Genomic DNA, 23,826 nt, shown 5'->3' with positions numbered 1-23,826 from the left:
GCCGCTGCCGAAGGCTGCGCTGTCCGCCCAAGGCGCCATCTCCCCCCGGGGCACACCGTCTTTCATCACGGCTATCGCCAGCTACTGGCGGCCGCGACGGCCTGGCGTGTAGCGGGGCAATGACCGTTCAGACAAATCTGGCATAACACTTGCTCTTGCCTAGGCGTGCAACTGTGAAAACCCGAATAGTGACGGATTATTGGCATGGCGAAGAGCGAAGCAGCAGAGAAACCCCCCGCAGGGAAAAGCAAACTCAAGCTTATCCTCTTGATTGTTGTCGCTTTGTTGTTGGCGATCGGCTTGTCCGTCGGGGCAACCTGGTACTTCATGCACAGTGCCCAGAGCAAGCCTGCACCGACCCCGGAAGCGGCCAGCAACGTCAAGCCGGCGGCGATCTACGAGCCCATGGCGCCAGCCTTTGTGGCCAACTACAACCAGAACGGTCGGCAGCGTTACATGCAGGTGAGCATTACCCTGCTGGCGCGTAACCAGGCCGATCTGGATGCGCTCAAAGTCCACATGCCGGTGATCCGCAATAATTTAGTGATGCTGTTCTCTGGGCAGAGCTTTGACACCCTTGCGACCCCGGTCGGCCAGGAAATGCTGCGCCAGAAGGCCACCGCCAGCGTGCAGGAAGTGGCGCAGAAAGAGGTCGGCAAAGTGGTGGTCGAACAGTTGCTCTTCACTAACTTCGTACTGCAGTAGGAACTCGACATGGCCGTGCAGGACCTGCTGTCCCAGGATGAGATCGATGCGCTGTTGCATGGTGTCGATGATGGTCTGGTACAGACCGATAGTGCTGCCGAGCCCGGCAGCATCAAAAGCTACGACCTGACCAGCCAGGATCGCATCGTCCGTGGACGCATGCCGACCCTGGAAATGATCAACGAGCGTTTTGCCCGTTACACCCGTATCAGCATGTTCAACATGCTGCGCCGTTCGGCAGATGTGGCGGTAGGCGGTGTGCAGGTGATGAAGTTCGGCGAGTACGTGCATTCGCTGTACGTGCCTACCAGCCTCAACCTGGTGAAGATCAAGCCCTTGCGCGGCACCGCCTTGTTCATCCTCGACGCCAAGCTGGTGTTCAAGCTGGTGGACAACTTCTTCGGCGGTGACGGCCGTCACGCCAAGATCGAAGGTCGCGAGTTCACCCCGACCGAGTTGCGTGTGGTGCGGATGGTGCTGGAGCAGGCCTTCATCGACTTGAAGGAGGCCTGGCAGGCGATCATGGAAGTCAATTTCGAGTACATCAACTCGGAAGTGAACCCGGCCATGGCCAACATCGTCGGCCCGAGTGAAGCCATTGTGGTTTCGACCTTCCATATCGAACTCGACGGCGGTGGCGGCGACCTGCACGTGACCATGCCGTACTCGATGATCGAGCCGGTGCGCGAGATGCTCGACGCCGGCTTCCAGTCCGACCTCGATGACCAGGACGAGCGCTGGAGCAAGGCGCTGCGTGAAGACGTGCTGGATGTCGATGTGCCGCTGAGCGCCACCGTGGCCCGCCGCCAATTGCGCCTGCGGGACATTCTGCACATGCAGCCGGGTGATGTGATCCCGGTTGAATTGCCGGACGAAATGATCATGCGCGCCAATGGCGTGCCGGCCTTCAAGGTCAAGCTGGGCTCCCACAAGGGCAATCTGGCCTTGCAAGTGGTCGAGCCGATCGGGCGCCGTTAATCGGCGCCTCACTCTTTTGCTTTTAAACGACTGCTTCTGATTGAAGAGTTGCCCGCCGAGGACAAATGATGGCTAACGATATGAATTCCCAAGACGACCAGGCCCTGGCCGATGAGTGGGCTGCGGCCCTGGAAGAAACCGGTGACGCTGGCCAGGACGATATTGATGCCTTGCTGGCCGCCGATGCCGGCAACGCGTCGGCCCCCGGTCGCCTGCCAATGGAAGAATTCGGCAGCGTGCCGAAGAACCATGAGCCCGTGACCCTGGAAGGCCCGAACCTGGACGTGATCCTGGATATTCCAGTGTCGATCTCCATGGAAGTGGGCAGCACCGATATCAATATTCGCAACCTGTTGCAGCTCAACCAGGGGTCGGTGATCGAGCTCGATCGTCTGGCCGGCGAGCCGCTGGATGTGCTGGTCAATGGCACCCTGATCGCCCATGGCGAAGTGGTTGTGGTCAACGAGAAGTTCGGCATCCGCCTGACCGACGTGATCAGCCCCAGCGAACGCATCAAGAAGCTGCGCTAAGTGAAAAGGTTTCTCGGTGTGTTGCTGGCCCTGCCGGCCATGGTCATGGCGGCTGAGCCCGTAGCGTCGACCGCGGCGCCTTTGCCTGTCGGCAGTGGCAGCGTGGCCGGGCAATTGAGTCAGCTGGTGCTGGGTCTATTGCTGGTGCTGGGGCTGATTTTCTTCCTGGCCTGGTTGCTGCGCCGTGTGCAACGGGCTGGGCCTGCGGGCAAGGGCCAGGTGATCGACCTGATCGGCTCCCGAGCCCTGGGGCCACGTGATCGGCTGCTGCTGGTGCAGATCGGCAACGAACAGATCCTGCTTGGCCTGACGCCGGGCAGCATCACGGCCTTGCACGTGATGAAAGAGCCGGTGCAGGTGCCCAGTACCGAGCAGGCGACACCCGAGTTTGCCCAGCGCCTGATGGAGCTGTTGGGCAAGGATCAGAAGGATAGGAAGTAATGGCATTGTCAGGCCCCGTGATAACTACTCCAGGCTGCGCTCCTTCGTCGCACGTGCGAAATTCTGCGTTAAAAACAGGCTCGGACTGCTCATTTACAGCCTGTAAACTCCGCGTCCTCGCCTGTTTTTGCCTTGTCTTTCCTTCGCTCGCTACGTTCTCACTCGGCCTGCCGCGCATCCTCTTGACCCTGGCGCTGATGCTGGCCGCGCCGTTGGTGTTCGCGGCCGACCCGCTGTCGATTCCGGCCATTACCCTGGGTACCGGGGCCAACGGCCAGCAGGAGTACTCGGTCAGCCTGCAGATCCTGCTGATCATGACCGCGCTGAGTTTTATCCCGGCGTTCGTCATGCTGATGACCAGTTTCACCCGGATCATCATCGTCTTCTCGATTCTGCGTCAGGCCCTGGGTTTGCAGCAGACGCCGTCGAACCAGATTCTCACCGGCATGGCGCTGTTCTTGACCATGTTCATCATGGCTCCGGTATTTGACCGGGTGAACCAGGATGCGCTGCAGCCTTACCTCGCGGAAAAGCTCTCGGCTCAGGATGCGGTGGCCAAGGCCCAGGTGCCGATCAAGGACTTCATGCTGGCGCAGACCCGTAGCAGCGACCTGGAGCTGTTCATGCGCTTGTCCAAGCGCACGGACATTGTATCCCCCGATCAGGCGCCGCTGACCATCCTGGTGCCGGCCTTTGTCACCTCGGAGCTGAAGACCGCGTTCCAGATCGGTTTCATGATTTTCATCCCGTTCCTGATCATCGACCTGGTGGTGGCCAGTGTGCTGATGGCCATGGGCATGATGATGCTGTCGCCGCTGATCATTTCCCTGCCGTTCAAGATCATGCTGTTCGTCCTGGTGGATGGCTGGGCCCTGATCATCGGCACCTTGGCGGGCAGTTTCGGTGGTGTCTAAACCTTGTTTTCGGGTAATGCACAATGACTCCTGAAGTTGCGGTAGACCTGTTTCGCGAAGCGCTGTGGCTGACCACCATGATGGTTGCGGTGCTGGTGATCCCCAGTCTGCTGGTGGGGCTGGTGGTGGCGATGTTCCAGGCTGCGACCCAGATCAACGAGCAGACCTTGAGCTTTCTGCCGCGCCTGATCGTGATGCTGATCACGCTGATCGTCGCCGGCCCCTGGCTGGTGCAGACCTTCATGGAATACATCCTGCAGCTGTACGGCAGTATTCCGCAGTTGATCGGCTGACCCATGTCCTTGCTGGCGTTGACCGACACCCAGATCAGTACCTGGGTCGCGACCTTCATGCTGCCGCTGTTTCGCATCACGGCGGTGCTGATGACCATGCCGATCTTCGGTACGACTCTGGTGCCGCGGCGGGTGCGCCTGTATTTCGCGGTGGCGATCACTGTGGTGTTGGTGCCTGGCTTGCCGCCGATGCCCGAGGTTCGCGCGCTGGACTTGAGCGCGCTGTTGTTGATCGGCGAACAGGTGATTATCGGCGCGCTGCTGGGCTTTTCCCTGCAGCTGTTCTTCCAGGCCTTTGTGGTGGCCGGGCAGATCATTTCGATTCAGATGGGTATGGGTTTCGCCTCGATGGTCGACCCTACCAACGGCGTCTCGGCGGCGGTGATCGGACAGTTCCTGACCATGCTCGTGACCTTGCTGTTCCTGGGCATGAACGGCCATCTGGTGGTGTTCGAGGTGTTGACCGAAAGCTTCACCACCTTGCCGGTGGGCAGCGGCATGCTGGTCAATCATTTCTGGGAGCTGGCAGGCAAGCTCGGCTGGGTGCTGGGGGCGGCGATGCTGCTGGTGTTGCCGGCGATCACTGCACTACTGGTGGTGAACATCGCCTTTGGCATCATGACCCGCGCCGCGCCGCAACTGAACATTTTCTCTATCGGCTTTCCCTTGACCCTGGTGCTGGGGTTGGTGATTTTCTGGGTCACCCTCGGCGATATCCTCAATCAGTACCAGCCGCTGGCCGTTGAAGCCTTGCAGCTGTTACGCAGTCTGGCTCAGGCGCGTTAGCCATGGCGGAAAGCGAGAGCGGTCAGGACAAGACAGAAGACCCCACGGACAAGCGCAAGAAGGACTCCCGTGAGAAGGGGGAGATTGCCCGTTCCAAGGAGCTCAACACCCTCGCGATCATGCTCGCGGGAACTGGTGCGCTGCTGGTCTACGGCGGCGGCCTGGCGTTGGATCTGCAAGAAATCATGCGCCTGAATTTTTCCCTGCCGCGCGAAGTGGTACTCGACACCGGAGCCATGGCTCGCTACCTGCTGCATTCGGGCAAGATCGCGATTCTGGCGGTGCAGCCGGTGCTGCTGACCTTGGTTCTGGCGGCGGTGATCGGTCCGATTTCCCTAGGCGGCTGGTTGTTTGCCGGCAAGAGCCTGGCACCGAAGTTCAGTCGCATGAATCCTGCCAGTGGCCTGAAGCGGATGTTCTCCTCGACGGCGCTGATCGAGTTGCTCAAGGCCTTGGCCAAATTTCTGCTGGTGCTGTTTGTGGCGTTGTCAGTGCTCTCGTCGGACATCGACGACCTGCTGCAAATTGCTCACGAGCCTCTGGAGCGGGCGCTGGTCCACAGCCTGCAACTGGTGGGCTGGAGCGCGTTGTGGATGGCCTGCGGGCTGATCCTGATTGCCGCAGTCGATGTGCCGGTGCAGCTCTACCAGAGCCACAAGAAACTGCTGATGACCAAGCAGGAAGTGCGCGACGAACACAAGGACAATGAGGGGCGGCCGGAGGTCAAGCAGCGCATTCGCCAGTTGCAGCGCGAGATGTCTCAGCGGCGGATGATGGCGGCGATTCCCGACGCCGACGTGGTCATTACCAACCCGACTCACTACGCCGTGGCGCTCAAGTACGACGCCGAGAAAGGCGGGGCGCCGGTGCTGCTGGCCAAGGGCAGCGATTTCCTGGCGCTGAAGATCCGCGAGATTGCGGTGGCCAACGAGGTGCTGCTGTTGGAGTCGCCGGCTCTTGCGCGTTCGATCTTCTATTCCACCGAGCTTGAGGAAGAGATCCCGGCCGGCCTGTACCTGGCGGTGGCCCAGGTGCTGGCGTACGTCTACCAGATCCGCCAGCACCGCGCGGGCAAGGGCAAGCGCCCGGATCCGCTCAAGGATCTGCCGATTCCGCCGGATTTGCGGCGCGACTCCTGACGTCAGAGGTGATTGGCGGCACGGCCCGGCAAATTGCATATGGCCTGTATCTGCCCCTTCGCCGTTCCCGGCGCCCTTCATTAGCTCTTCGGCCCGCGACTTAGCGGGCCTTTTGTCGCATGGGCAAAAGTTGGAAGGCTTCTTGCAATACCCGTCCTGCGGCGCTTTCAGGCGTCAAAAGTTTGCTTAAGGAACGGGGAAAACCGGTGGATCGTACTCAGTTATTCAACAGCGCTCGCAGCAACCTGACTGACCTCGGACGAGGCAATCTGGGTGTGCCGGTGTTGCTGTTGGTCATGCTGGCGATGATGATGTTGCCCGTCCCGCCGTTTCTGCTGGACGTGTTCTTCACCTTCAATATCGCGCTGTCGATTGTGGTCCTGCTGGTCTGCGTGTACGCCCTGCGTCCGCTGGACTTCGCCGTGTTCCCGACCATCCTGCTGGTGGCCACGCTGCTGCGCCTGGCGCTCAACGTGGCGTCGACCCGGGTGGTGATGCTCCACGGCCAGGACGGCCATGCCGCGGCCGGCAAGGTGATCCAGGCCTTCGGTGAGGTGGTGATCGGCGGTAACTACGTGGTCGGTATCGTGGTGTTCGCGATCCTGATGATCATCAACTTCGTCGTGGTGACCAAGGGTGCCGGGCGGATTTCCGAGGTGAGCGCACGCTTCACCCTCGATGCGATGCCCGGCAAGCAGATGGCGATCGACGCCGACCTCAACGCCGGCCTGATCGACCAGCCCCAGGCCAAGCTGCGCCGCCAGGAAGTGGCGCAAGAGGCCGAGTTCTACGGTTCGATGGACGGTGCCAGCAAATTCGTGCGCGGCGACGCCATTGCCGGCCTGCTGATTCTGTTTATCAACCTGATCGGCGGCATGGCGGTCGGTATCTTCCAGCACGGCATGAGCTTCGGTGACGCCGGTCGGGTCTATGCCTTGCTGACCATCGGTGACGGTTTGGTGGCGCAATTGCCATCACTGCTGCTGTCGACTGCGGCGGCGATCATGGTGACCCGTGCTTCGGGCTCCGAAGACATGGGCAAGCAGATCACCCGCCAGATGTTCACCTCGCCCAAGGCCCTGGCAGTCGCTGCCGGCCTGATGGCGGTGATGGGTCTGGTGCCCGGCATGCCGCACTTTTCATTCCTGACCATGGCGGCGGTGGCTGGTGGCGCCGCTTACCTGCTGTGGCGCAAGCACAACGTGGTCAAGGTCCAGGCTTTGCAAGAGGTCAAGCGCCAGCAGGAACTGCTGCCGTCGCCGGCCCGGGCCATGGAAACCAAGGAGCTTGGCTGGGATGACGTGACGCCGATCGACATGATTGGCCTGGAAGTCGGTTACCGCCTGATCCCCCTGGTGGATCGCAATCAGGGTGGGCAGTTGCTGGCGCGGATCAAGGGCGTGCGCAAGAAGCTGTCCCAGGACCTGGGCTTTCTGATGCCGACCGTACACATCCGCGACAACCTTGACCTGGCGCCTAGTGCTTACCGTTTGACGCTGATGGGGGTGATCCTGGCCGAGGCCGAGATCTACCCTGATCGCGAGCTGGCAATCAACCCGGGGCAGGTCTACGGCTCGCTCAATGGCATCACCGCCAGGGATCCGGCTTTTGGCCTGGAGGCGGTGTGGATCGAGATCAGCCAACGGGCCCAGGCGCAATCCCTCGGTTACACCGTGGTCGACGCCAGTACCGTGGTCGCCACTCACCTCAACCAGATTCTGTACAAGCACTCCAGCGAGCTGATCGGCCACGAGGAAGTCCAGCAGTTGATGCAATTGCTGGCCAAGAGCTCGCCGAAACTCGCCGAGGAGCTGGTGCCGGGCGTGCTGTCGCTGTCGCAGTTGCTCAAGGTGCTGCAGGCGTTGCTCGCCGAACAGGTGCCGGTACGGGACATTCGCAGCATTGCCGAGGCCATCGCGAACAATGCCGCCAAGAGTCAAGATACTGCCGCTCTGGTGGCTGCAGTCCGCGTCGGATTGTCGCGTGCCATCGTCCAAAGCATTGTAGGCACTGAGTCCGAGCTGCCTGTGATCACCTTGGAACCAAGGTTGGAACAAATATTGCTCAATAGTCTGCAGAAGGCAGGACAAGGCCAGGAAGAAGGCGTTCTGCTGGAGCCAAGCATGGCTGAAAAGCTGCAACGTTCGCTGATCGATGCGGCGCAGCGTCAAGAGATGCAAGGTCAACCGGTGATTCTGTTGGTAGCAGGTCCGGTACGCGCAATGCTTTCACGGTTTGGACGTTTGGCAGTCCCCGGTTTGCATGTGTTGGCGTACCAGGAAATCCCTGACAACAAACAAGTGACCATCGTTGCGACAGTAGGGCCCAACGGCTGAGGTAACGGGTTATGCAAGTTAAGCGTTTTTTCGCCGCCGATATGCGTCAGGCCATGAAACTGGTTCGTGATGAGCTGGGCGCAGAGGCCGCCATTATCGGCAACCGCCGTATTGCTGGCGGTGTCGAGCTGACGGCTGCCCTCGACTACAAGCTGTCGGCGCTGGCGCCGCGCGTGCCGAACATGGAGCTCGAGGATGAGCTGCGCAAGACCCAGTCGCGGATCGTGACCGCCCAGGCGGAATTGAGCCTGCGTGGCGACAGCGATGCCATGACCAATCGTCAGCTGTTCGCCGGCCTGCCACTGACGGCAGCCGAGCCGCTGATCGAGCCGACTTTTTCCGAGCCGCACCGTCCGGCGCCGGCCCCTGTCGCGGCAGACGGCATTGACCAGCGGGCGTTCGATTCGATGCGGTTCGAACTCAATGGCCTGCGCGAACTGCTGGAAGTCCAGCTCGGTTCCCTGGCCTGGAGTCAGCTGCAAGGCAGTCGTCCGGAGCAGGCCAACCTCTGGCGTCGCCTGCAGCGCATCGGCTTGTCCGGCCCCCTGGCCCGTGACCTGCTGGCGCTGGTGACTGAAATCGACGAACCCCGTCAGGCCTGGCGCATGCTGTTGGCGCACCTGGCGCGGATGATCGTGACCCCTGAGGTCGAGCCTTTGGAAGAGGGGGGCGTGATCGCCATGGTCGGCCCTGCCGGCATGGGCAAGACCACCACCCTGGCCAAGCTGGCGGCGCGTTATGTGCTCAAGTACGGCGCGCACAACATCGCGCTGGTGAGCATGGACAGCTTCCGTATCGGTGCCCAGGAACAGCTCAAGACCCTGGGGCGGATTCTCAATGTGTCGGTGACCCATGTCGATCCGGGCCAGTCCCTGGCGCAGGCGCTCGACCCACTGTTGCGCAAGCGCGTGGTGCTGATCGATACCGCCGGCCTGCAAGCCAGCGACCCGGCCCTGCGCATGCAGCTCGAAAGCCTGGCCGGTCGCGGGATCAAATCGAAGAATTATCTGGTCCTGGCCACCACCAGCCAGAAACAGGTGCTCACCGCCGCCTATCACAGCTACAAGCGCTGCGGGTTGGCCGGTTGCATCCTGACTAAACTGGATGAAACGGCCAGCCTCGGTGAAGTGTTGAGCCTGGCGATCAGTCATGAGTTGCCCGTTGCCTATCTGACCGATGGGCCACGGATTCCTGACGATCTGCACCTGCCGCGTCGGCACCAGTTGGTCAGTCGCGCAGTGAGCGTGCAGATGCAGGAAGAACCCAGCGAAGAAGCCATGGCCGATATGTTCGCGGACCTCTATCACAACCCCGCAAAACGGGTTGGATGAGGGTGGTCATGAAGAGATTGCACCGTATCTACATCGATGGTCTGCCATGCATTGTTCCAACGGTGAACGCGCAGCCAGTTATGTGGCCCCGTCTAAGTAAGACAAGGTAAAGAAAGAACATGGGCAGCATGCATCCCGTACAGGTGATTGCGGTGACCGGCGGCAAGGGTGGCGTCGGCAAGACTAACGTGTCAGTGAACTTGTCACTGGCCCTGGCTGAGCTCGGCCGGCGCGTCATGCTGCTGGACGCCGACCTGGGCCTGGCCAATGTCGACGTCCTGCTGGGCCTGACCCCCAAACGTACCCTGGCTGACGTCATCGAGGGCCGCTGCGAGCTGCGCGACGTGTTGCTCCAGGGCCCGGGCGGGATCCGTATCGTGCCTGCCGCCTCCGGCACCCAGAGCATGGTGCACCTGAGCCCGGCCCAGCATGCCGGCCTGATCCAGGCTTTCAGTGATATCGGCGACAACCTCGATGTGCTGGTCATCGACACTGCTGCGGGTATTGGTGACTCGGTAGTCAGTTTTGTCCGCGCGGCCCAGGAAGTTCTGCTGGTGGTCTGCGACGAACCGACCTCGATCACTGACGCCTACGCGCTGATCAAGCTGCTCAATCGCGACTACGGCATGAACCGTTTCCGGGTCCTGGCCAACATGGCGCAAAGCCCGCAGGAGGGTCGCAATCTGTTCGCTAAGTTGACCAAGGTCACGGATCGCTTCCTGGACGTGGCCTTACAATACGTCGGTGCAGTTCCTTACGACGAATGCGTACGCAAGGCCGTGCAAAAGCAGCGTGCGGTCTATGAAGCCTTTCCTCGTTCGAAGTGCTCGCTGGCGTTCAAGGCCATTGCGCAAAAAGTCGATACCTGGCCGTTGCCTGCCAACCCACGTGGGCATCTGGAGTTTTTTGTCGAGCGGCTAGTGCAGCAAACAGCAGGACCGGTGCTATGACAGCCAGCGGCTACAACCTGTACAAGAAGTCGGCGCGTGACAGCCAATATGAATTGATCGAGCGCTATGCGCCTCTGGTCAAGCGTATCGCCTACCACCTGCTGGCACGGCTGCCGGCCAGTGTTCAGGTCGAAGACCTGATCCAGGCCGGGATGATCGGTTTGCTCGAAGTGTCGACCAAGTACGATGCGAGCAAGGGCGCAAGTTTCGAGACTTATGCCGGGATTCGTATTCGTGGGGCGATGCTCGACGAAGTGCGCAAGGGCGATTGGGCGCCACGTTCAGTACACCGCAATACACGGATGGTGAGTGATGCCATTCGCTCAATTGAAGCTAAAACCGGTCGTGACGCTAAAGATCACGAAGTTGCGGCCGAACTTGAATTGAGCCTCGACGATTATTACGGGATTTTGAACGACACCTTGGGCAGCCGCCTGTTCAGCTTCGACGACCTTTTGCAGGACGGCGAGCATGAAGGGCTGCATGAGGATGGCGCGAGTGCTCATCTCGAGCCGTCACGCGATCTGGAAGATGAACGCTTCCAGGCGGCGCTGGCGGACGCGATTGCCAATTTGCCGGAGCGTGAGCGACTGGTCTTGGCGCTGTACTACGACGAAGAGCTGAACCTCAAGGAAATCGGTGAGGTCCTGGGGGTCAGCGAATCGCGGGTCAGCCAGTTACACAGCCAGTGCGCGGCCCGCTTGCGGGGGCGTTTGGGGGAGTGGCGAGCGCGCTGACAGGCAGTGTGGGGACACTGCGAACGGGACCGGTAAGGCGTGATGCCGCACCGGTCTTGCAGTGTGTATTCCATGCAGTCGTTGAGTGTTACGTCGTATTGATTGAATGGCGCGTTCAGGTGCTGGGCGCGTTTAAGACTGCTTGGAGGTCGAATTGGACAAGAACATGAAAATCCTCATCGTTGATGACTTCTCAACGATGCGGCGGATCATAAAAAACCTGTTGCGTGACCTGGGTTTCACCAACACGGTCGAGGCCGATGACGGTACTACCGCCATTCCGGTCCTCAACAGCGGGAGCATCGACTTTCTGGTAACGGACTGGAACATGCCTGGCATGACCGGTATCGATTTGCTGCGCCACGTGCGCGCCGACGAGAAGCTCAAGCACCTGCCGGTGCTGATGGTGACTGCCGAGGCCAAGCGTGAACAGATCATTGAAGCGGCTCAGGCCGGCGTCAATGGCTACGTAGTGAAACCATTCACGGCTCAGGCGTTGAAAGAGAAGATCGAAAAAATCTTCGAACGCATCGGTTGATGCGCGAAGACATTGCGCCACGGGGGAGCTATGGAGCATAACGAATCTTCATTGGGCGATTTTGAATCGACCCTGAAAAAACATGCCCACGAACTGGTCGAGAGCCTTGAAAAAGGCAAGTTTGGCGAGGCTGTGCAACTGATCCATGAGCTCAATCAGACCCGTGACCGCGGCCTGTATCAGGAAGTCGGCAAGCTCACCCGCGAGCTGCATAGCGCGATCGTCAATTTTCAGATTGACCCGCATATGCCGCAAGCCGAGGAAGTTTCACAGATCACGGATGCCACCGAGCGCCTGTCCTATGTGGTCAGGCTGACCGAGGCTGCGGCCAATCGCACCATGGATTTGGTGGAAAGCAGCACCCCGCTGGTCAACGGCCTGAGCAACGATGCCCAGGCCTTGAGCGCTGACTGGGGGCGCTTCATGCGTCGCGAAGTCGGGGCTGAAGAGTTTCGCGAGCTGGCACGGCGCGTCGACAGTTTCCTGACGCGTAGCGAACAGGAGACCCGGACCGTTTCCGGCCATCTCAACGACATTCTGTTGGCGCAGGATTACCAGGACCTCACGGGCCAGGTGATCAAGCGCGTGACCCAGTTGGTCACGGAAGTCGAAAGCAATCTGCTCAAACTCGTCTTGATGGCCAGCCAGGTCGACCGTTTTGCGGGCATCGAACATGACCGCGAATCGATCCTGGCTGAAAAAGATCCGCAAAAACATCTCGCCAAGGGTGAAGGTCCGCAGATTCATGCCGATAAACGTGAAGACGTTGTGTCCGGTCAGGACGATGTAGACGATTTGCTTTCCAGCCTTGGATTCTAGGAGCACCCATTAATGAGCTTCGGCGCCGATGAAGAGATCCTTCAGGATTTCCTGGTTGAGGCCGGCGAGATTCTAGAGCAACTGTCCGAACAACTGGTCGAGCTGGAAAGCCGACCGGATGATGCGGATCTGCTCAATGCAATTTTTCGCGGTTTTCACACTGTTAAAGGGGGCGCCGGCTTCCTCCAGCTCAATGAGCTGGTGGAGTGCTGCCACATCGCCGAGAACGTCTTCGACATCCTGCGCAAGGGTGAGCGTCGTGTCGACTCGGAGCTGATGGATGTGGTGCTCGAAGCGCTGGACGCGGTGAACGGCATGTTCGGCCAGGTCCGCGAACGGACCCAGGTCACGGCAGCGACTCCGGAGCTGCTCGCGGCTCTGGCGCGTCTGGCAGAGCCTGCGGCTGCGGTAGAGGTGGCAGCGGAGCCCGAAGTGGCTGAAGCGGTGGCCGAGCCGGTGGCTGAAAGCGAATCGGGCGATATCACCGATAACGAATTCGAGCTGCTGCTGGACTCGCTCAACGCCGCCAAGGCCGAAGCCGAGGCGCCTGCGGCTGCTCCGGTGGCCAGCAGCGATGCGGCCAGCGACGAAATCACCGATGCCGAGTTCGAGTCCTTGCTCGACCAGTTGCATGGCAAGGGCCAGTTCGCCCCGGATGCCGTTGCAGCGAGCGAACCTGCCGCGGCGAAAGCAGCGACGCCGGGTGCGAGCGACAGCAACGAAATTACCGATGATGAATTCGAAGCACTGCTCGATCAGTTGCATGGCAAGGGCAACTTTGCCGTGGACGCGCTCGAGTCTGCCGTCGCTTCGGTACCGGCAGCTACCGCGCCCGTTGCGGCTGCAGCCGGCAGCGACCTGATCAGCGATCACGAATTCGAATCCCTGCTCGACGAGTTGCACGGCAAGGGCAAATTTTCCGAGGTGGCGGGTGCCGGTTCTGCCGCTCCAGCCGCTGCGACCGCGGCTGCGGTGGCGGCCAAGCCCGTGGCGAAAAAGCCCGAGCCCAAGGCCGAAGCTCCCAAGGCTGCGGCTCCAGCGGCCGCTGCAGCTCCTGCTCCGGCACGTGCCGCCGCAGCGCCACCGCCAGAAAAACCCGCCAGTGAAGCCGAGACCACCGTACGGGTTGATACCGCACGCCTGGACGAGATCATGAACATGGTCGGCGAACTGGTGCTGGTGCGTAACCGCCTGGTGCGCCTGGGCCTCAACAGCGGCGATGAAGCCATGCAAAAGGCCGTGTCGAACCTCGACGTGGTCACGGCTGACCTGCAGACCGCGGTGATGAAGACCCGGATGCAGCCGATCAAGAAAGTGTTCGGGCGCTTCCCGCGCCTGGTTCGCGACCTTGCGCGGCAGCTGAAGAAAGAGATCAACCTGGAGCTGGTCGGCGAAGAAACCGACCTCGACAAGAACCTGGTGGAGGCCCTGGCCGACCCGCTGGTCCACTTGGTGCGCAACGCGGTCGACCACGGTATCGAGTCACCGGAAGAGCGCGAAGCCTCGGGCAAGGCGCGCGGTGGCAAGGTGATCCTGGCCGCTGAGCAAGAGGGCGACCATATCCTGCTGTCGATCTCCGATGACGGCAAAGGCATGGACCCGAATGTGCTGCGCGCCATTGCCGTCAAGCGTGGAGTGATGGACAAGGATGCCGCTGATCGCCTGAGCGACACCGAGTGCTACAACCTGATTTTCGCCCCGGGGTTCTCGACCAAGACCGAGATCTCCGACGTCTCCGGACGCGGCGTGGGCATGGACGTGGTGAAAACCAAGATTTCCCAGCTCAACGGTTCGATCAATATTTACTCGACCAAAGGCCAGGGCTCGAAGATCGTGATCAAGGTGCCGTTGACCTTGGCGATCATGCCGACCCTGATGGTCATGCTGGGCAACCAGGCGTTTGCGTTCCCTCTGGTCAACGTCAACGAGATCTTCCACCTGGACCTGTCGCGCACCAACGTGGTCGACGGCCAGGAAGTGGTGATCGTGCGCGACAAGGCGTTGCCACTGTTTTACCTCAAGCGCTGGCTGGTCCGTTCCGCCGCTCATGAAGAGCAGCGTGAAGGCCATGTGGTGATCCTTTCGGTGGGCACCCAGCGGATCGGCTTTGTCGTCGATCAACTGGTCGGCCAGGAAGAAGTGGTCATCAAGCCATTGGGCAAGATGCTGCAAGGGACCCCGGGCATGTCCGGCGCCACCATTACCGGTGACGGCCGCATTGCACTGATCCTCGATGTTCCAAGCATGCTCAAGCGTTACGCCGCACGGCGTATTTGATTCGGGGTGGCGGGGCGATTTGCCTCGCCCCGCCTAACGGAGTGTTTATGGCAGTCAAAGTCCTGGTGGTGGACGATTCGGGGTTTTTCCGCCGCCGCGTCTCGGAAATTCTTTCAGCGGATGCGAACATCCAGGTCGTCGGTACGGCGACCAATGGCAAAGAGGCGATCGATCAGGCCCTGGCACTCAAGCCGGACGTGATCACCATGGACTACGAGATGCCGATGATGGATGGCATCACGGCGGTGCGGCACATCATGCAGCGCTGTCCGACCCCGGTATTGATGTTTTCCTCGCTGACCCATGAAGGCGCCCGGGTAACCCTCGATGCGCTGGATGCTGGTGCGGTCGACTTCCTGCCCAAGAACTTCGAAGACATCTCGCGCAATCCCGAGAAGGTCAAGCAGCTGCTGTGCGAGAAAGTCCACAGCATCTCGCGCAGTAACCGTCGTTTCAGCAGCTATAGCACTCCGGCTCCGCAGCCGGCTGCCGCCCCGGCGCCTGCGCCATCGGGTATCAGCAGCTTCGGCAGCAGCAGTGCTGCGCCGCGTCCGTCCGCACCGGCTCCTGCGCCTGCCCGGGCTCCGGCGGCCAGCGCTTCGTCGCCGGCACCGAAACGCAAAGCCTACAAACTGGTGGCCATCGGTACCTCTACTGGCGGTCCGGTTGCCTTGCAGCGGGTCTTGACCCAGTTGCCGGCCAACTTCCCGGCACCGATCGTCTTGATCCAGCACATGCCAGCGGCCTTCACCAAGGCTTTTGCCGAGCGTCTGGACAAGCTGTGCCGGATCAGCGTCAAGGAAGCCGAGGATGGCGACATCCTGCGTCCGGGCCTGGCCCTGCTGGCACCCGGTGGCAAGCAGATGATGATCGACGGCCGTGGCGCGGTGAAAATCCTCCCCGGCGACGAGCGTCTGAACTACAAGCCTTGCGTGGATATCACCTTCGGTTCGGCGGCCAAGTCCTACGGTGACAAAGTTCTGGCGGTGGTGCTCACCGGCATGGGCGCCGACGGTCGCGAAGGCGCACGCCTGCTCAAGCAGGGCGGCAGCGCGATCTGGGCCCAGGATGAAGCCAGCTGCGTGATCTACGGCATGCCAATGGCCATCGTCAAAGCCGACCTCGCAGACGCGGTGTACGGCTTGGACGACATTGGCAGGCATCTGGTCGAGGCCTGTATCTGATGGATGTCTTGAGCCTTATCGGGATCATCATGGCGTTTGTCGCCATCATTGGCGGCAATTACCTGGAAGGTGGTCACCTGTCGGCCCTGGCCAACGGTCCGGCGGCGCTGATTGTGCTGGGTGGCACCATCGGTGCGGCCTTGCTGCAGTCGCCGATGAGCGCATTCAAGCGTGCCGTGCAGATTCTGGGCTGGATCCTCTTCCCGCCCCGGGTCGATCTGCCCGGCGGCATCGATCGGGTCGTCAACTGGAGCCTGACCGCGCGCAAGGAGGGCCTGCTGGGCCTGGAAGGCGTGGCCGATGCCGAGCCCGACGCTTATTCGCGCAAGGGCCTGCAACTGCTGGTGGACGGCGCCGAGCCGGAAGCCATCCGCAGCATCCTGGAGGTGGACTTCTACACCCAGGAAAGCCGCGACATCGAAGCGGCCAAAGTCTTTGAAAGCATGGGCGGCTATGCGCCGACCATCGGCATCATCGGTGCGGTGATGGGCCTGATCCACGTGATGGGCAACCTCGCCGATCCGTCCCAGCTCGGCAGCGGCATTGCCGTGGCCTTTGTCGCCACCATCTACGGCGTGGCCAGTGCCAACCTGGTGCTGCTGCCGGTGGCGGCCAAGCTCAAGTCGATTGCCTTGCGGCAGTCGCGTTATCGCGAAATGTTGCTGGAAGGGATCCTGTCGATTGCCGAAGGTGAGAACCCTCGTTCCATCGAGTTGAAGCTGCAAGGCTTCATGGATTGATGGGAGGAATGGAGCATGGCCCGTCGCCGCAAGCCTGAAGAACACGTCAACCACGAACGCTGGCTGGTGTCCTACGCCGACTTCATCACCTTGCTGTTCGCGTTTTTCGTGGTCATGTACTCGATCTCGTCGATCAACGAAGGCAAGTACAAGGTGATTTCCGAAGCGCTGGTCGGCGTATTCACCGACTCCGACCGGGCCCTCAAGCCGATTCCCATCGGCGATGAGCGGCCCAAGACCGTGACCCCGGCCAAGCCGCTGGTCAAAGACAGCGACGAGACCGATGCCGGTATTTCCGGGGGCAGCGACCCGCTCAAGAGCATCGCCGACGATATCAGCGCAGCCTTTGGCGACCTGATCAGCTCCAACCAGATGACCGTGCGCGGCAATGAGTTGTGGGTCGAGATCGAACTCAATTCGAGCCTGTTGTTCGGCAGCGGCGACGCCATGCCCAGCGACCTGGCGTTCAACATCATCGACAAGGTGGCGGCGATTCTGAAGCCGTTCGATAACCCGATCCACGTCGAAGGCTTTACCGATAACCAGCCGATTCAGACCGCCCAATACCCGACCAACTGGGAGCTGTCCTCGGCCCGTTCGGCGAGTATCGTGCGCATGCTGGCCATGCAGGGGGTCAACCCCGCACGCATGGCATCGGTCGGCTATGGTGAGTTCCAGCCGGTGGCCAACAATGCCACCGCCGAAGGCCGGGCACGCAATCGCCGGGTGGTGCTGGTGGTGTCGCGCAACCTCGATGTACGGCGCAGCCTGACCGGTACCGGCACCGCCAATGCGACACCCGATGCCGCATTGAAGCGGGCTGGCACACAAACTGCACCAACCCCGGTCAAGACGCCGGTACGACAGAGCGCCGTCAATTCTCCGTCACCCGCTTTATAACTAGTGCTATTTCTCGGCCGGTCTTCTGGCTTGTCGAGAGGAACAATCCGAATGAGAGTCTGGGCAGTCGCCAATCAAAAGGGTGGTGTCGGTAAAACCACCAGTTCCATCGCTTTAGCCGGCTTGCTGGCCGAGGCGGGCAAGCGCGTGGTCGTGGTTGACCTCGACCCCCACGGCTCGATGACCAGTTACTTCGGTTACGACCCCGACACCCTGGAGCACAGCAGCTACGACCTGTTCCTGCACCGGGGCAGCGTGCCCCAGGATCTGCCGGGCCAGCTCCTGCTGCCCACCAGCGATGAACGTATTTCCCTGCTGCCATCGAGCACCGCGCTGGCGACCCTTGAGCGCCAGTCGCCGGGGCAGAGCGGCCTGGGCCTGGTGATTGCCAAGAGCCTGGCGCAGCTGTGGCAGGATTTTGATTACGCCGTGATCGACAGCCCGCCGCTGCTCGGGGTGTTGATGGTCAATGCCCTGGCGGCCAGCCAGCAGTTGGTGATCCCGGTGCAGACCGAGCATCTGGCGGTCAAGGGCCTGGAACGCATGGTCAATACCCTGGCGATGATCAATCGTTCGCGCAAGCAGGCGCTGCCATTCACCATCGTGCCGACCCTGTTCGACCGTCGTACCCAGGCTTCCCTGGGCACTCTGCGGGTATTGCGTGACAAGTTTCCCGACGACATCTGGCAGGGCTACATCCCGGTCGATACCCGCCTGCGCGATGCCAGCCGGGCCGGCCTGACGCCTTCGCAGTTCGACGGCAAGAGCCGTGGCGTCCTGGCCTACCGGGCGCTGCTCAAGCACCTGCTGGCGCAACAGCTTGTCGCGCAGGTGGCCTGACGTGCGTCTTCATTCAAGCCGGACCCCGATCTTGCCGATAACCCCTACAGGTCACTGTGTCGGGGTCGCTCCATGGGCATTCATATGAACCGTCCTCTGGACATAAAAAGCCGACCGCAACTGGCGCTGCAGTCCTATCTGGACGCGTTGTTGCAGGACGCGACCGAAGAAGAAGCGGCACCGCTGGCGCCCCCTTTGGCCGTGATCGAAGAGCCCGTCGCGGAGTTGGACGAGTTCCAGCTGGCGGTGCTCGAAGAGCAGGCCCATGACGCCAAGGTGATCAAGGCCGCGCCGCCGGTGGCGCGTACCGAAGTTCAGGTCAAGGCGGCTCCTGTGGTGGCGCCTGTGCTGGACGCGCCAGTGCCGGTCCTGCCGTCGATTTCACCGGTCGCGCCGATGCTCCAGGCATTGGTGGCGCCGGTGGTCGAAGTGCATTTGCCGCCCAGCAATACGCCGCCACCCGTGGTGGGTGACGACCGCCCCAGCTGGGCCGCCGAGCCGTTCGAATGCCTGCTGTTCGACGTTGCCGGTTTGACCCTGGCAGTGCCGCTGGTGTGCCTGGGTTCGATCTACTCCCTGGCTGGCCAGGAGTTGACGCCGCTGTTCGGCCAGCCGGAATGGTTCCTGGGCATCCTGCCGAGCCAGGCTGGCAACCTGAAGGTGCTGGACACCGCGCGTTGGGTGATGCCTGATCGCTATCGCGATGATTTCCGCCAGGGCCTGCAATACGTGATCTCGGTGCAGGGCTACGAGTGGGGGCTGGCGGTGCATCAAGTCAGCCGCTCGTTGCGCCTGGACCCCAATGAAATCAAATGGCGCAGCCATCGCGGCCAACGTCCGTGGCTGGCCGGTACGGTGATCGAGCACATGTGTGCCTTGCTCGACGTCGCCGCATTGGCTGAACTGATCGCCAGCGGCGGCGCCAAGCAGATGGCCTTCAACAAACCGGCCAACAAGCCGACATAGACAAATAACAGGCGGCGCCGGTGGCGTTGCCCGATAGAACACACACCGTTTTCAACGGTTTTTTGAGGGGTCAGGGGTATGAATAAGTCGTCGTCTGCACAGAGTTCCGAAGATCCGATCCTGCAATGGGTAACCTTCAAGCTGGATAACGAGTCCTACGGCATCAATGTGATGCGTGTCCAGGAAGTCCTGCGCTACACCGAAATCGCCCCTGTGCCGGGGGCGCCGAGCTATGTGCTGGGCATCATCAACCTGCGCGGCAATGTGGTCACCGTGATCGACACCCGCCAGCGCTTCGGCCTGGTACCGACCGAGGTCAACGACAACACCCGTATCGTCATCATCGAAGCCGACAAACAAGTGGTCGGGATCATGGTCGACAGCGTGGCGGAAGTGGTTTACCTGCGTCAGTCGGAAGTCGAAACCGCACCTAACGTCGGTAACGAAGAGTCGGCCAAGTTCATCCAGGGCGTGTGCAACAAGAACGGCGAACTGCTGATTCTGGTTGAGCTGGACAAGATGATGAGCGAAGAAGAATGGTCGGAACTGGAGAGTATCTGATTGATTCTTGAGGTTGCTGTGATTGTCCTGGCCATCCTCTGGATAGCCTCTGTGGCGCTGTTTGTGTCCTATACCCGCAACCAGCGGCAGATTGCCGCGCAGCAGGCCGAGGGCGATGCGCTGCGAGACCAGCGCATCAAGGAACTCTCCCGGCGCGTCGACAATTACCAGAACGGTACGGTGCGCATGGGCGAGGACTTGCACGAGTTGCGCGCCGTGGTCGGGCCGCTGCCGGACAAACTGGCGCAGCTGGAGCAGCGTGATCCTTCCAGCCTGTCGTTTGCCCAGGCCGCGCGCCTGGTGGGCATGGGGGCCAGCGTCGATGAGCTGACCCAGTCCTGCGGCCTGACCCAGGCCGAAGCCGAGCTGATGAGCAAGTTGCATAAAAACTAGCTGCAAGCCGCAAGCTGCCAGTTTTTAGCCTGAAGCTTGTGGCTTACAACTGGCGGCTGCTGTCCGGTGTTACATCCTTCTCCTGCGCCACCGCATCCGGATCATGCCCCGCCGGGAACTTGCCCTTGAGGTTCCAGGCGAAGGCAATGATCTCGGCGATGGTCCGATACAGCTCCTCGGGGATACTGTCCCCCAACTCCATCCGTGCCAGCAGCTTCACCAACTCGGCGTTTTCGTAGATCGGCACTTCATAGTCGCGGGCGATTTTCAGGATTGCTTCGGCCAGGGCATCGTCACCTTTGGCGGTCAGGGTCGGGGCTTGCCGGCCGTCGTACTTGAGGGCGATGGCTTGGCGGGGAGTGTTGGGGTTTTTCATGCGGTTTCGTCGACCCAGCGTTGTTCCAATCGGGTTTTCGTGCCCTGGGGCGGGGTGCCGAGGTGGCAGTCCAGATCGCCCACCGTCAGGCCTGAAGCCAGCAGGCGCTCGCGCAGGCTGCCCAGGTGGCTCTCGATCAGGCTCGCGGTATAGGCCCGTTCAGCCCACAGCTGGCTGGATAGCCGGCCCTGAATCAATTGCGCCTGCACGTGCAGCGGCCCCAATGGCTCAAGATCGAACGCCAGTTCGACCCGCCACAGTGCCTGCTTGGGTTCGCGTTCTTCGCGTTTTTCGTTGGGTTCCGGCTCTACGGGCTCCTCGCGCTGGAACTTGACCTGCAACGGCACGATGTCTTGCAGGGTGCGCATGGGGATTTCCAGTTGCCAGGTGGTTTGCAGGCGTCCGTCATCGGTCAGGCCGGTTTGCTCCAGGCTGGACAGTTGATGGCTTTGCAGGCGCGACACGGCTGCCGCGGCCAGGCGCAGCAGGTGCTCCAGGTCGCCTTCGCCCTCCAGGCTCTGCAGCAGCCGCGAGGGCAGGGGGAAGCCGCCTGGCTGGGGCTTGGCGCTGACTTGACCGAGGGTGCCCAGGGCGCTGCGCACAAAGCTCGGCAGGACCTGGGCCAGGGTGTTGGCGGCAATGATCGCGTTGAAGTTGCTGCCGGTGGGGAGCGCCGGGGCCAGTTGCGCGATCAGGCGCAGCAGGTTGCCCTTGAGGTCCGGGGGCTGGACCGGGTTGTCCCCGGCCAGCAGCTTGGCTTCCAGGAACATGCCGCTATTGGCCAGCGCCAGTGCCAGGCCCTTGGGATTGCTCAGTTGTTGCAGGTCGGGGAGCCCGGCCAGGAGTTTGTCCACGGCCAGGCGCAGGTCATTGGAGGTGGCATCGTCGGCCGGCAGATTCTGCAGGGCGCTGAGCAGCCCGGTCAGCGAGGCCTGGCGGCTTTGCTGGGTGCTCAGTTGCTGGGCGATTGCCAATTGCTCCTGGCGTCCGCTCAGGGGCACGAAATTCAACGTCTGGGCATCCTGGACCATGGCGCTCAACAGGCTGCCGATGCGCAGCGGCTGAGGGCTGTCGATGCTCAGGGTGCTGCCGCTAAGGGCGGTGTTGAGCAGGCTCACCAGGGAGCGGTAGACCGCCGGTTGGCCGGCGGCCTGGGGCAGCACCTGGCTGGTCAGGACCTTGCCTTGCAGCAGGGTGCCGACCGGCAGTTGCGCGGTATCGAGGCGGGTCAGGGTGGCGACGCTGGACGCCAGGGCCTGCTGCACGCTGATCGCCAGGTTGCCGGCGGACGGCTGGCTGATGGCGAGGCTGGTGCCTTGGGGCAATGGCTGGTTGCTGGTGGCCTGAATCGTGGTCTGCTTGCCGCTGTCGAGGGTGACCTTGAGCAACAGCTCGAAGGTCTGGTCCGCCTGCTTCAGTGACAGGACTTCGGCGCGGGCAGTCTGGCCGGCGGCGATCAGGCCTTCCATGGGCTGCAACAGCTTGAGCAGCTCACTGCCGACCCCCGGCGCGCGCGTGGCGGAGGGCGTCGCCTGGGGCAGCGGGAGGATGTTGATTTCACCTGACATCTGGACACAACCTGAGGAAATTAGCCCTCTTTAGAGTAGGGCATCACATGTATAATGCCGCCCGTCTTTGGATGCGCGGTAAAAACATGGCAAATGTTTGACGCAGCTCTCTAGAACCGGCTGCCAATGCATTTATTCTGCACCTCTTTAACGGCCGCTCGACAGCCGACTTGAACCGTAAAGGCCTGCTATCTCTTGACCAGCCCTCTTCTAGAAGCCGTCGCCCTTGCCTGTGAGCGAGACTTGCGTCTGCTGTTTGAAAACCTCGAATTGCGTGTGCAGGCGGGCGACATGCTGCAGATCAGCGGCCCCAATGGCAGTGGCAAGACCAGCCTGCTGCGCTTGCTGGCCGGGCTGATGCAGCCCACCGACGGCAAGGTGCTGCTCAATGGCCAGCCATTGGCCTCCCAGCGCATCGAACTGGCGCGCAATCTGTTGTGGATCGGCCATGCCGCCGGGATCAAGGATGTGCTGAGCCCGGAAGAGAACCTCTCCTGGCTCTGTGCCCTGCACCAACCGGCGCAGCGCGAGGCCATCTGGCAGGCGCTGGCGGCGGTCGGGCTGCGAGGCTTCGAGGATGTGCCGTGCCACACCTTGTCGGCCGGTCAGCAGCGCCGCGTGGCCCTGGCCCGTTTGTACCTCGACGGGCCGCCGCTGTGGGTGCTCGATGAACCTTTCACCGCCCTCGACAAACAGGGCGTGGCCCAACTTGAAGAACACCTGGCCGGGCATTGCGAGCGTGGCGGCATGGTGGTCCTGACCACTCACCATACGTTGGCGCGGGTACCGGCCGGTTATCGCGACATCGACCTGGGGCAGTGGGCGGTATGAGTGTGTTTGCGCTATTGGTGGCCCGCGAGGCCCGACTGTTGTTTCGCCGTCCGGCGGAGTTGGCCAACCCGTTGGTGTTCTTCGCCATCGTTGTCGCATTATTCCCATTGGCGGTGGGACCTGAGTCTCAATTGTTGCAAACCTTGTCTCCGGGACTGGTCTGGGTCGCGGCACTTTTGTCAGTCCTGCTCTCGCTGGACGGGCTGTTTCGCAGTGATTTCGAGGACGGATCCCTGGAGCAGTGGGTCCTTTCGCCGCACCCCCTGGCTCTTCTGGTATTGGCCAAGGTGCTGGCACACTGGGCGTTTTCCGGCCTGGCACTGGTATTGCTTGCGCCCCTGTTGGCCTTGATGCTCGGATTGCCTACGGCGGCCATTCCGGTGCTGCTGTTGTCATTGTTGCTCGGCACCCCGGTACTGAGCCTGCTCGGCGCAGTGGGCGCCGCGCTGACAGTGGGGTTGAAACGCGGCGGGCTGTTGCTGGCGCTGCTGATTCTGCCCCTGTACATCCCGGTACTGATTCTCGGCAGCGGCGCCTTGCAGGCGGCGTTGCAGGGCATGCCGGCAACCGGTTTTCTGCTGTGGCTTGGGAGCCTGACCGCCCTTGCAGTAACCCTGACACCCTTTGCAATAGCGGCTGGCCTGAAGATCAGCGTCGGCGAATAATAATGCGGTCTGATCGTTTTTTGATCAC

Annotated in this window: 26 protein-coding genes; 24 read left to right on the top strand and 2 right to left on the bottom strand. The window is 61.6% G+C overall.

The genetic code is table 11. The annotated features are described in order from the left end of the window. Nucleotides 1-204: 204 nt before the first annotated feature. The 22 genes from fliL (at nucleotide 205) to AC19YX_RS08505 (ending at nucleotide 20,358) form a co-directional block, all read left to right on the top strand. Nucleotides 205-705 (top strand): flagellar basal body-associated protein FliL, encoded by a 501-nt coding sequence (gene fliL / locus AC19YX_RS08610; protein WP_078470987.1) that lies wholly within the window; start codon nucleotides 205-207, stop codon nucleotides 703-705. A 9-nt stretch (nucleotides 706-714) separates the two neighbouring features. Further along, nucleotides 715-1,683, top strand: coding sequence for a flagellar motor switch protein FliM (fliM, locus tag AC19YX_RS08605; protein ID WP_020299284.1), 969 nt, complete (start codon nucleotides 715-717; stop codon nucleotides 1,681-1,683). Nucleotides 1,684-1,751: 68 nt separating this feature from the next. Next, the gene (gene fliN / locus AC19YX_RS08600) at nucleotides 1,752-2,213 is read left to right on the top strand and encodes a flagellar motor switch protein FliN (protein WP_043230301.1); all 462 of its coding nucleotides are present in this window, start codon (nucleotides 1,752-1,754) and stop codon (nucleotides 2,211-2,213) included. 45 nt (nucleotides 2,214-2,258) lie between these two features. Next, nucleotides 2,259-2,654, top strand: coding sequence for a flagellar biosynthetic protein FliO (fliO, locus tag AC19YX_RS08595; protein ID WP_207202405.1), 396 nt, complete (start codon nucleotides 2,259-2,261; stop codon nucleotides 2,652-2,654). A 197-nt stretch (nucleotides 2,655-2,851) separates the two neighbouring features. Further along, complete coding sequence (gene fliP / locus AC19YX_RS08590) at nucleotides 2,852-3,568, top strand: flagellar type III secretion system pore protein FliP (protein WP_500606144.1); 717 nt, start codon at nucleotides 2,852-2,854, stop codon at nucleotides 3,566-3,568. Nucleotides 3,569-3,591: 23 nt separating this feature from the next. Further along, a complete protein-coding gene (fliQ, locus tag AC19YX_RS08585; protein WP_078470990.1) occupies nucleotides 3,592-3,861 on the top strand; it encodes a flagellar biosynthesis protein FliQ in 270 nt (89 codons plus the stop codon). A 3-nt stretch (nucleotides 3,862-3,864) separates the two neighbouring features. Then, the gene (gene fliR, locus AC19YX_RS08580) at nucleotides 3,865-4,647 is read left to right on the top strand and encodes a flagellar biosynthetic protein FliR (protein ID WP_078470991.1); all 783 of its coding nucleotides are present in this window, start codon (nucleotides 3,865-3,867) and stop codon (nucleotides 4,645-4,647) included. A gap of 2 nt (nucleotides 4,648-4,649) precedes the next feature. Beyond that, entirely contained in the window at nucleotides 4,650-5,786 is a 1,137-nt protein-coding gene (gene flhB, locus AC19YX_RS08575; protein WP_078470992.1) for a flagellar biosynthesis protein FlhB, read from the top strand. A gap of 206 nt (nucleotides 5,787-5,992) precedes the next feature. Further along, entirely contained in the window at nucleotides 5,993-8,122 is a 2,130-nt protein-coding gene (gene flhA / locus AC19YX_RS08570) for a flagellar biosynthesis protein FlhA (protein WP_020299277.1), read from the top strand. 11 nt (nucleotides 8,123-8,133) lie between these two features. Next, entirely contained in the window at nucleotides 8,134-9,453 is a 1,320-nt protein-coding gene (flhF, locus tag AC19YX_RS08565) for a flagellar biosynthesis GTPase FlhF (RefSeq protein WP_078470993.1), read from the top strand. A gap of 119 nt (nucleotides 9,454-9,572) precedes the next feature. Then, nucleotides 9,573-10,403, top strand: coding sequence for a flagellar synthesis regulator FleN (gene fleN / locus AC19YX_RS08560; RefSeq protein WP_020299275.1), 831 nt, complete (start codon nucleotides 9,573-9,575; stop codon nucleotides 10,401-10,403). Continuing rightward, complete coding sequence (gene fliA, locus AC19YX_RS08555; protein ID WP_020299274.1) at nucleotides 10,400-11,140, top strand: RNA polymerase sigma factor FliA; 741 nt, start codon at nucleotides 10,400-10,402, stop codon at nucleotides 11,138-11,140. Before fleN ends, fliA begins: the two co-directional genes overlap by 4 nt. A 166-nt stretch (nucleotides 11,141-11,306) precedes the next feature. After that, a complete protein-coding gene (locus AC19YX_RS08550; protein ID WP_003183998.1) occupies nucleotides 11,307-11,678 on the top strand; it encodes a chemotaxis response regulator CheY in 372 nt (123 codons plus the stop codon). Nucleotides 11,679-11,708: 30 nt separating this feature from the next. Next, nucleotides 11,709-12,497: a protein phosphatase CheZ gene (locus tag AC19YX_RS08545; RefSeq protein ID WP_020299273.1), complete on the top strand. Its 789-nt coding sequence runs from the start codon at nucleotides 11,709-11,711 to the stop codon at nucleotides 12,495-12,497. A 12-nt stretch (nucleotides 12,498-12,509) separates the two neighbouring features. Then, nucleotides 12,510-14,774 carry a chemotaxis protein CheA gene (locus tag AC19YX_RS08540; RefSeq protein ID WP_500606053.1) on the top strand — a complete coding sequence of 755 codons (2,265 nt, stop codon included), beginning with the start codon at nucleotides 12,510-12,512 and terminating at the stop codon, nucleotides 14,772-14,774. Nucleotides 14,775-14,821: 47 nt separating this feature from the next. After that, nucleotides 14,822-15,958: a protein-glutamate methylesterase/protein-glutamine glutaminase gene (locus AC19YX_RS08535; RefSeq protein ID WP_020299271.1), complete on the top strand. Its 1,137-nt coding sequence runs from the start codon at nucleotides 14,822-14,824 to the stop codon at nucleotides 15,956-15,958. After that, nucleotides 15,958-16,698: a flagellar motor protein gene (locus AC19YX_RS08530; protein ID WP_020299270.1), complete on the top strand. Its 741-nt coding sequence runs from the start codon at nucleotides 15,958-15,960 to the stop codon at nucleotides 16,696-16,698. Before AC19YX_RS08535 ends, AC19YX_RS08530 begins: the two co-directional genes overlap by 1 nt. Before the next feature lie 15 nt (nucleotides 16,699-16,713). Then, nucleotides 16,714-17,598 (top strand): flagellar motor protein MotD, encoded by an 885-nt coding sequence (gene motD, locus AC19YX_RS08525; protein WP_201130044.1) that lies wholly within the window; start codon nucleotides 16,714-16,716, stop codon nucleotides 17,596-17,598. Between the two features lie 51 nt (nucleotides 17,599-17,649). Next, entirely contained in the window at nucleotides 17,650-18,438 is a 789-nt protein-coding gene (locus tag AC19YX_RS08520) for a ParA family protein (RefSeq protein ID WP_020299268.1), read from the top strand. Between the two features lie 84 nt (nucleotides 18,439-18,522). Next, complete coding sequence (locus AC19YX_RS08515; RefSeq protein ID WP_500606052.1) at nucleotides 18,523-19,404, top strand: CheW domain-containing protein; 882 nt, start codon at nucleotides 18,523-18,525, stop codon at nucleotides 19,402-19,404. A gap of 78 nt (nucleotides 19,405-19,482) precedes the next feature. Then, a complete protein-coding gene (locus tag AC19YX_RS08510; protein ID WP_007922496.1) occupies nucleotides 19,483-19,965 on the top strand; it encodes a chemotaxis protein CheW in 483 nt (160 codons plus the stop codon). After that, nucleotides 19,966-20,358 carry a DUF2802 domain-containing protein gene (locus AC19YX_RS08505; protein WP_020299266.1) on the top strand — a complete coding sequence of 131 codons (393 nt, stop codon included), beginning with the start codon at nucleotides 19,966-19,968 and terminating at the stop codon, nucleotides 20,356-20,358. 43 nt (nucleotides 20,359-20,401) lie between these two features. On the opposite strand, the gene AC19YX_RS08500 is transcribed toward AC19YX_RS08505, so the two are convergent. Together AC19YX_RS08500 and fliK are read right to left on the bottom strand one after the other, a co-directional pair. Next, nucleotides 20,402-20,734 (bottom strand): EscU/YscU/HrcU family type III secretion system export apparatus switch protein, encoded by a 333-nt coding sequence (locus AC19YX_RS08500; protein WP_078470997.1) that lies wholly within the window; start codon nucleotides 20,732-20,734, stop codon nucleotides 20,402-20,404. Further along, the gene (fliK, locus tag AC19YX_RS08495; RefSeq protein WP_078470998.1) at nucleotides 20,731-22,302 is read right to left on the bottom strand and encodes a flagellar hook-length control protein FliK; all 1,572 of its coding nucleotides are present in this window, start codon (nucleotides 22,300-22,302) and stop codon (nucleotides 20,731-20,733) included. Before fliK ends, AC19YX_RS08500 begins: the two co-directional genes overlap by 4 nt. A gap of 195 nt (nucleotides 22,303-22,497) precedes the next feature. Here fliK and ccmA point away from each other — a divergent pair, with 195 nt between their 5' ends. Together ccmA and ccmB are read left to right on the top strand one after the other, a co-directional pair. Continuing rightward, nucleotides 22,498-23,133, top strand: a complete 636-nt coding sequence (gene ccmA, locus AC19YX_RS08490) for a cytochrome c biogenesis heme-transporting ATPase CcmA (protein ID WP_201130046.1) — start codon at nucleotides 22,498-22,500, stop codon at nucleotides 23,131-23,133. Then, nucleotides 23,130-23,798, top strand: a complete 669-nt coding sequence (ccmB, locus tag AC19YX_RS08485; RefSeq protein WP_201130047.1) for a heme exporter protein CcmB — start codon at nucleotides 23,130-23,132, stop codon at nucleotides 23,796-23,798. The genes ccmA and ccmB overlap by 4 nt, the downstream gene beginning before the upstream one ends. The last annotated feature ends 28 nt before the right edge of the window (nucleotides 23,799-23,826 follow it).

Source organism: Pseudomonas sp. MF09150 (genome assembly GCF_059862355.1).
The sequence above is the reverse complement of the archived record's forward strand: the minus strand, read 5'-3'. Positions and strand labels throughout refer to the sequence as shown.

Bases quoted from the DNA above. Each gene is read 5' to 3' on its own strand.
- fliL (WP_078470987.1), top strand. From the start codon at position 205: ATGGCGAAGAGCGAAGCAGCAGAGAAACCCCCCGCAGGGAAAAGCAAA.
- fliM (WP_020299284.1), top strand. From the start codon at position 715: ATGGCCGTGCAGGACCTGCTGTCCCAGGATGAGATCGATGCGCTGTTG.
- fliN (WP_043230301.1), top strand. From the start codon at position 1,752: ATGGCTAACGATATGAATTCCCAAGACGACCAGGCCCTGGCCGATGAG.
- fliO (WP_207202405.1), top strand. From the start codon at position 2,259: ATGGCGGCTGAGCCCGTAGCGTCGACCGCGGCGCCTTTGCCTGTCGGC.
- fliP (WP_500606144.1), top strand. From the start codon at position 2,852: ATGCTGGCCGCGCCGTTGGTGTTCGCGGCCGACCCGCTGTCGATTCCG.
- fliQ (WP_078470990.1), top strand. From the start codon at position 3,592: ATGACTCCTGAAGTTGCGGTAGACCTGTTTCGCGAAGCGCTGTGGCTG.
- fliR (WP_078470991.1), top strand. From the start codon at position 3,865: ATGTCCTTGCTGGCGTTGACCGACACCCAGATCAGTACCTGGGTCGCG.
- flhB (WP_078470992.1), top strand. From the start codon at position 4,650: ATGGCGGAAAGCGAGAGCGGTCAGGACAAGACAGAAGACCCCACGGAC.
- flhF (WP_078470993.1), top strand. From the start codon at position 8,134: ATGCAAGTTAAGCGTTTTTTCGCCGCCGATATGCGTCAGGCCATGAAA.
- fleN (WP_020299275.1), top strand. From the start codon at position 9,573: ATGGGCAGCATGCATCCCGTACAGGTGATTGCGGTGACCGGCGGCAAG.
- fliA (WP_020299274.1), top strand. From the start codon at position 10,400: ATGACAGCCAGCGGCTACAACCTGTACAAGAAGTCGGCGCGTGACAGC.
- AC19YX_RS08550 (WP_003183998.1), top strand. From the start codon at position 11,307: ATGAAAATCCTCATCGTTGATGACTTCTCAACGATGCGGCGGATCATA.
- AC19YX_RS08545 (WP_020299273.1), top strand. From the start codon at position 11,709: ATGGAGCATAACGAATCTTCATTGGGCGATTTTGAATCGACCCTGAAA.
- AC19YX_RS08540 (WP_500606053.1), top strand. From the start codon at position 12,510: ATGAGCTTCGGCGCCGATGAAGAGATCCTTCAGGATTTCCTGGTTGAG.
- AC19YX_RS08535 (WP_020299271.1), top strand. From the start codon at position 14,822: ATGGCAGTCAAAGTCCTGGTGGTGGACGATTCGGGGTTTTTCCGCCGC.
- AC19YX_RS08530 (WP_020299270.1), top strand. From the start codon at position 15,958: ATGGATGTCTTGAGCCTTATCGGGATCATCATGGCGTTTGTCGCCATC.
- motD (WP_201130044.1), top strand. From the start codon at position 16,714: ATGGCCCGTCGCCGCAAGCCTGAAGAACACGTCAACCACGAACGCTGG.
- AC19YX_RS08520 (WP_020299268.1), top strand. From the start codon at position 17,650: ATGAGAGTCTGGGCAGTCGCCAATCAAAAGGGTGGTGTCGGTAAAACC.
- AC19YX_RS08515 (WP_500606052.1), top strand. From the start codon at position 18,523: ATGAACCGTCCTCTGGACATAAAAAGCCGACCGCAACTGGCGCTGCAG.
- AC19YX_RS08510 (WP_007922496.1), top strand. From the start codon at position 19,483: ATGAATAAGTCGTCGTCTGCACAGAGTTCCGAAGATCCGATCCTGCAA.
- AC19YX_RS08500 (WP_078470997.1), bottom strand. From the start codon at position 20,734: ATGAAAAACCCCAACACTCCCCGCCAAGCCATCGCCCTCAAGTACGAC.
- fliK (WP_078470998.1), bottom strand. From the start codon at position 22,302: ATGTCAGGTGAAATCAACATCCTCCCGCTGCCCCAGGCGACGCCCTCC.
- ccmB (WP_201130047.1), top strand. From the start codon at position 23,130: ATGAGTGTGTTTGCGCTATTGGTGGCCCGCGAGGCCCGACTGTTGTTT.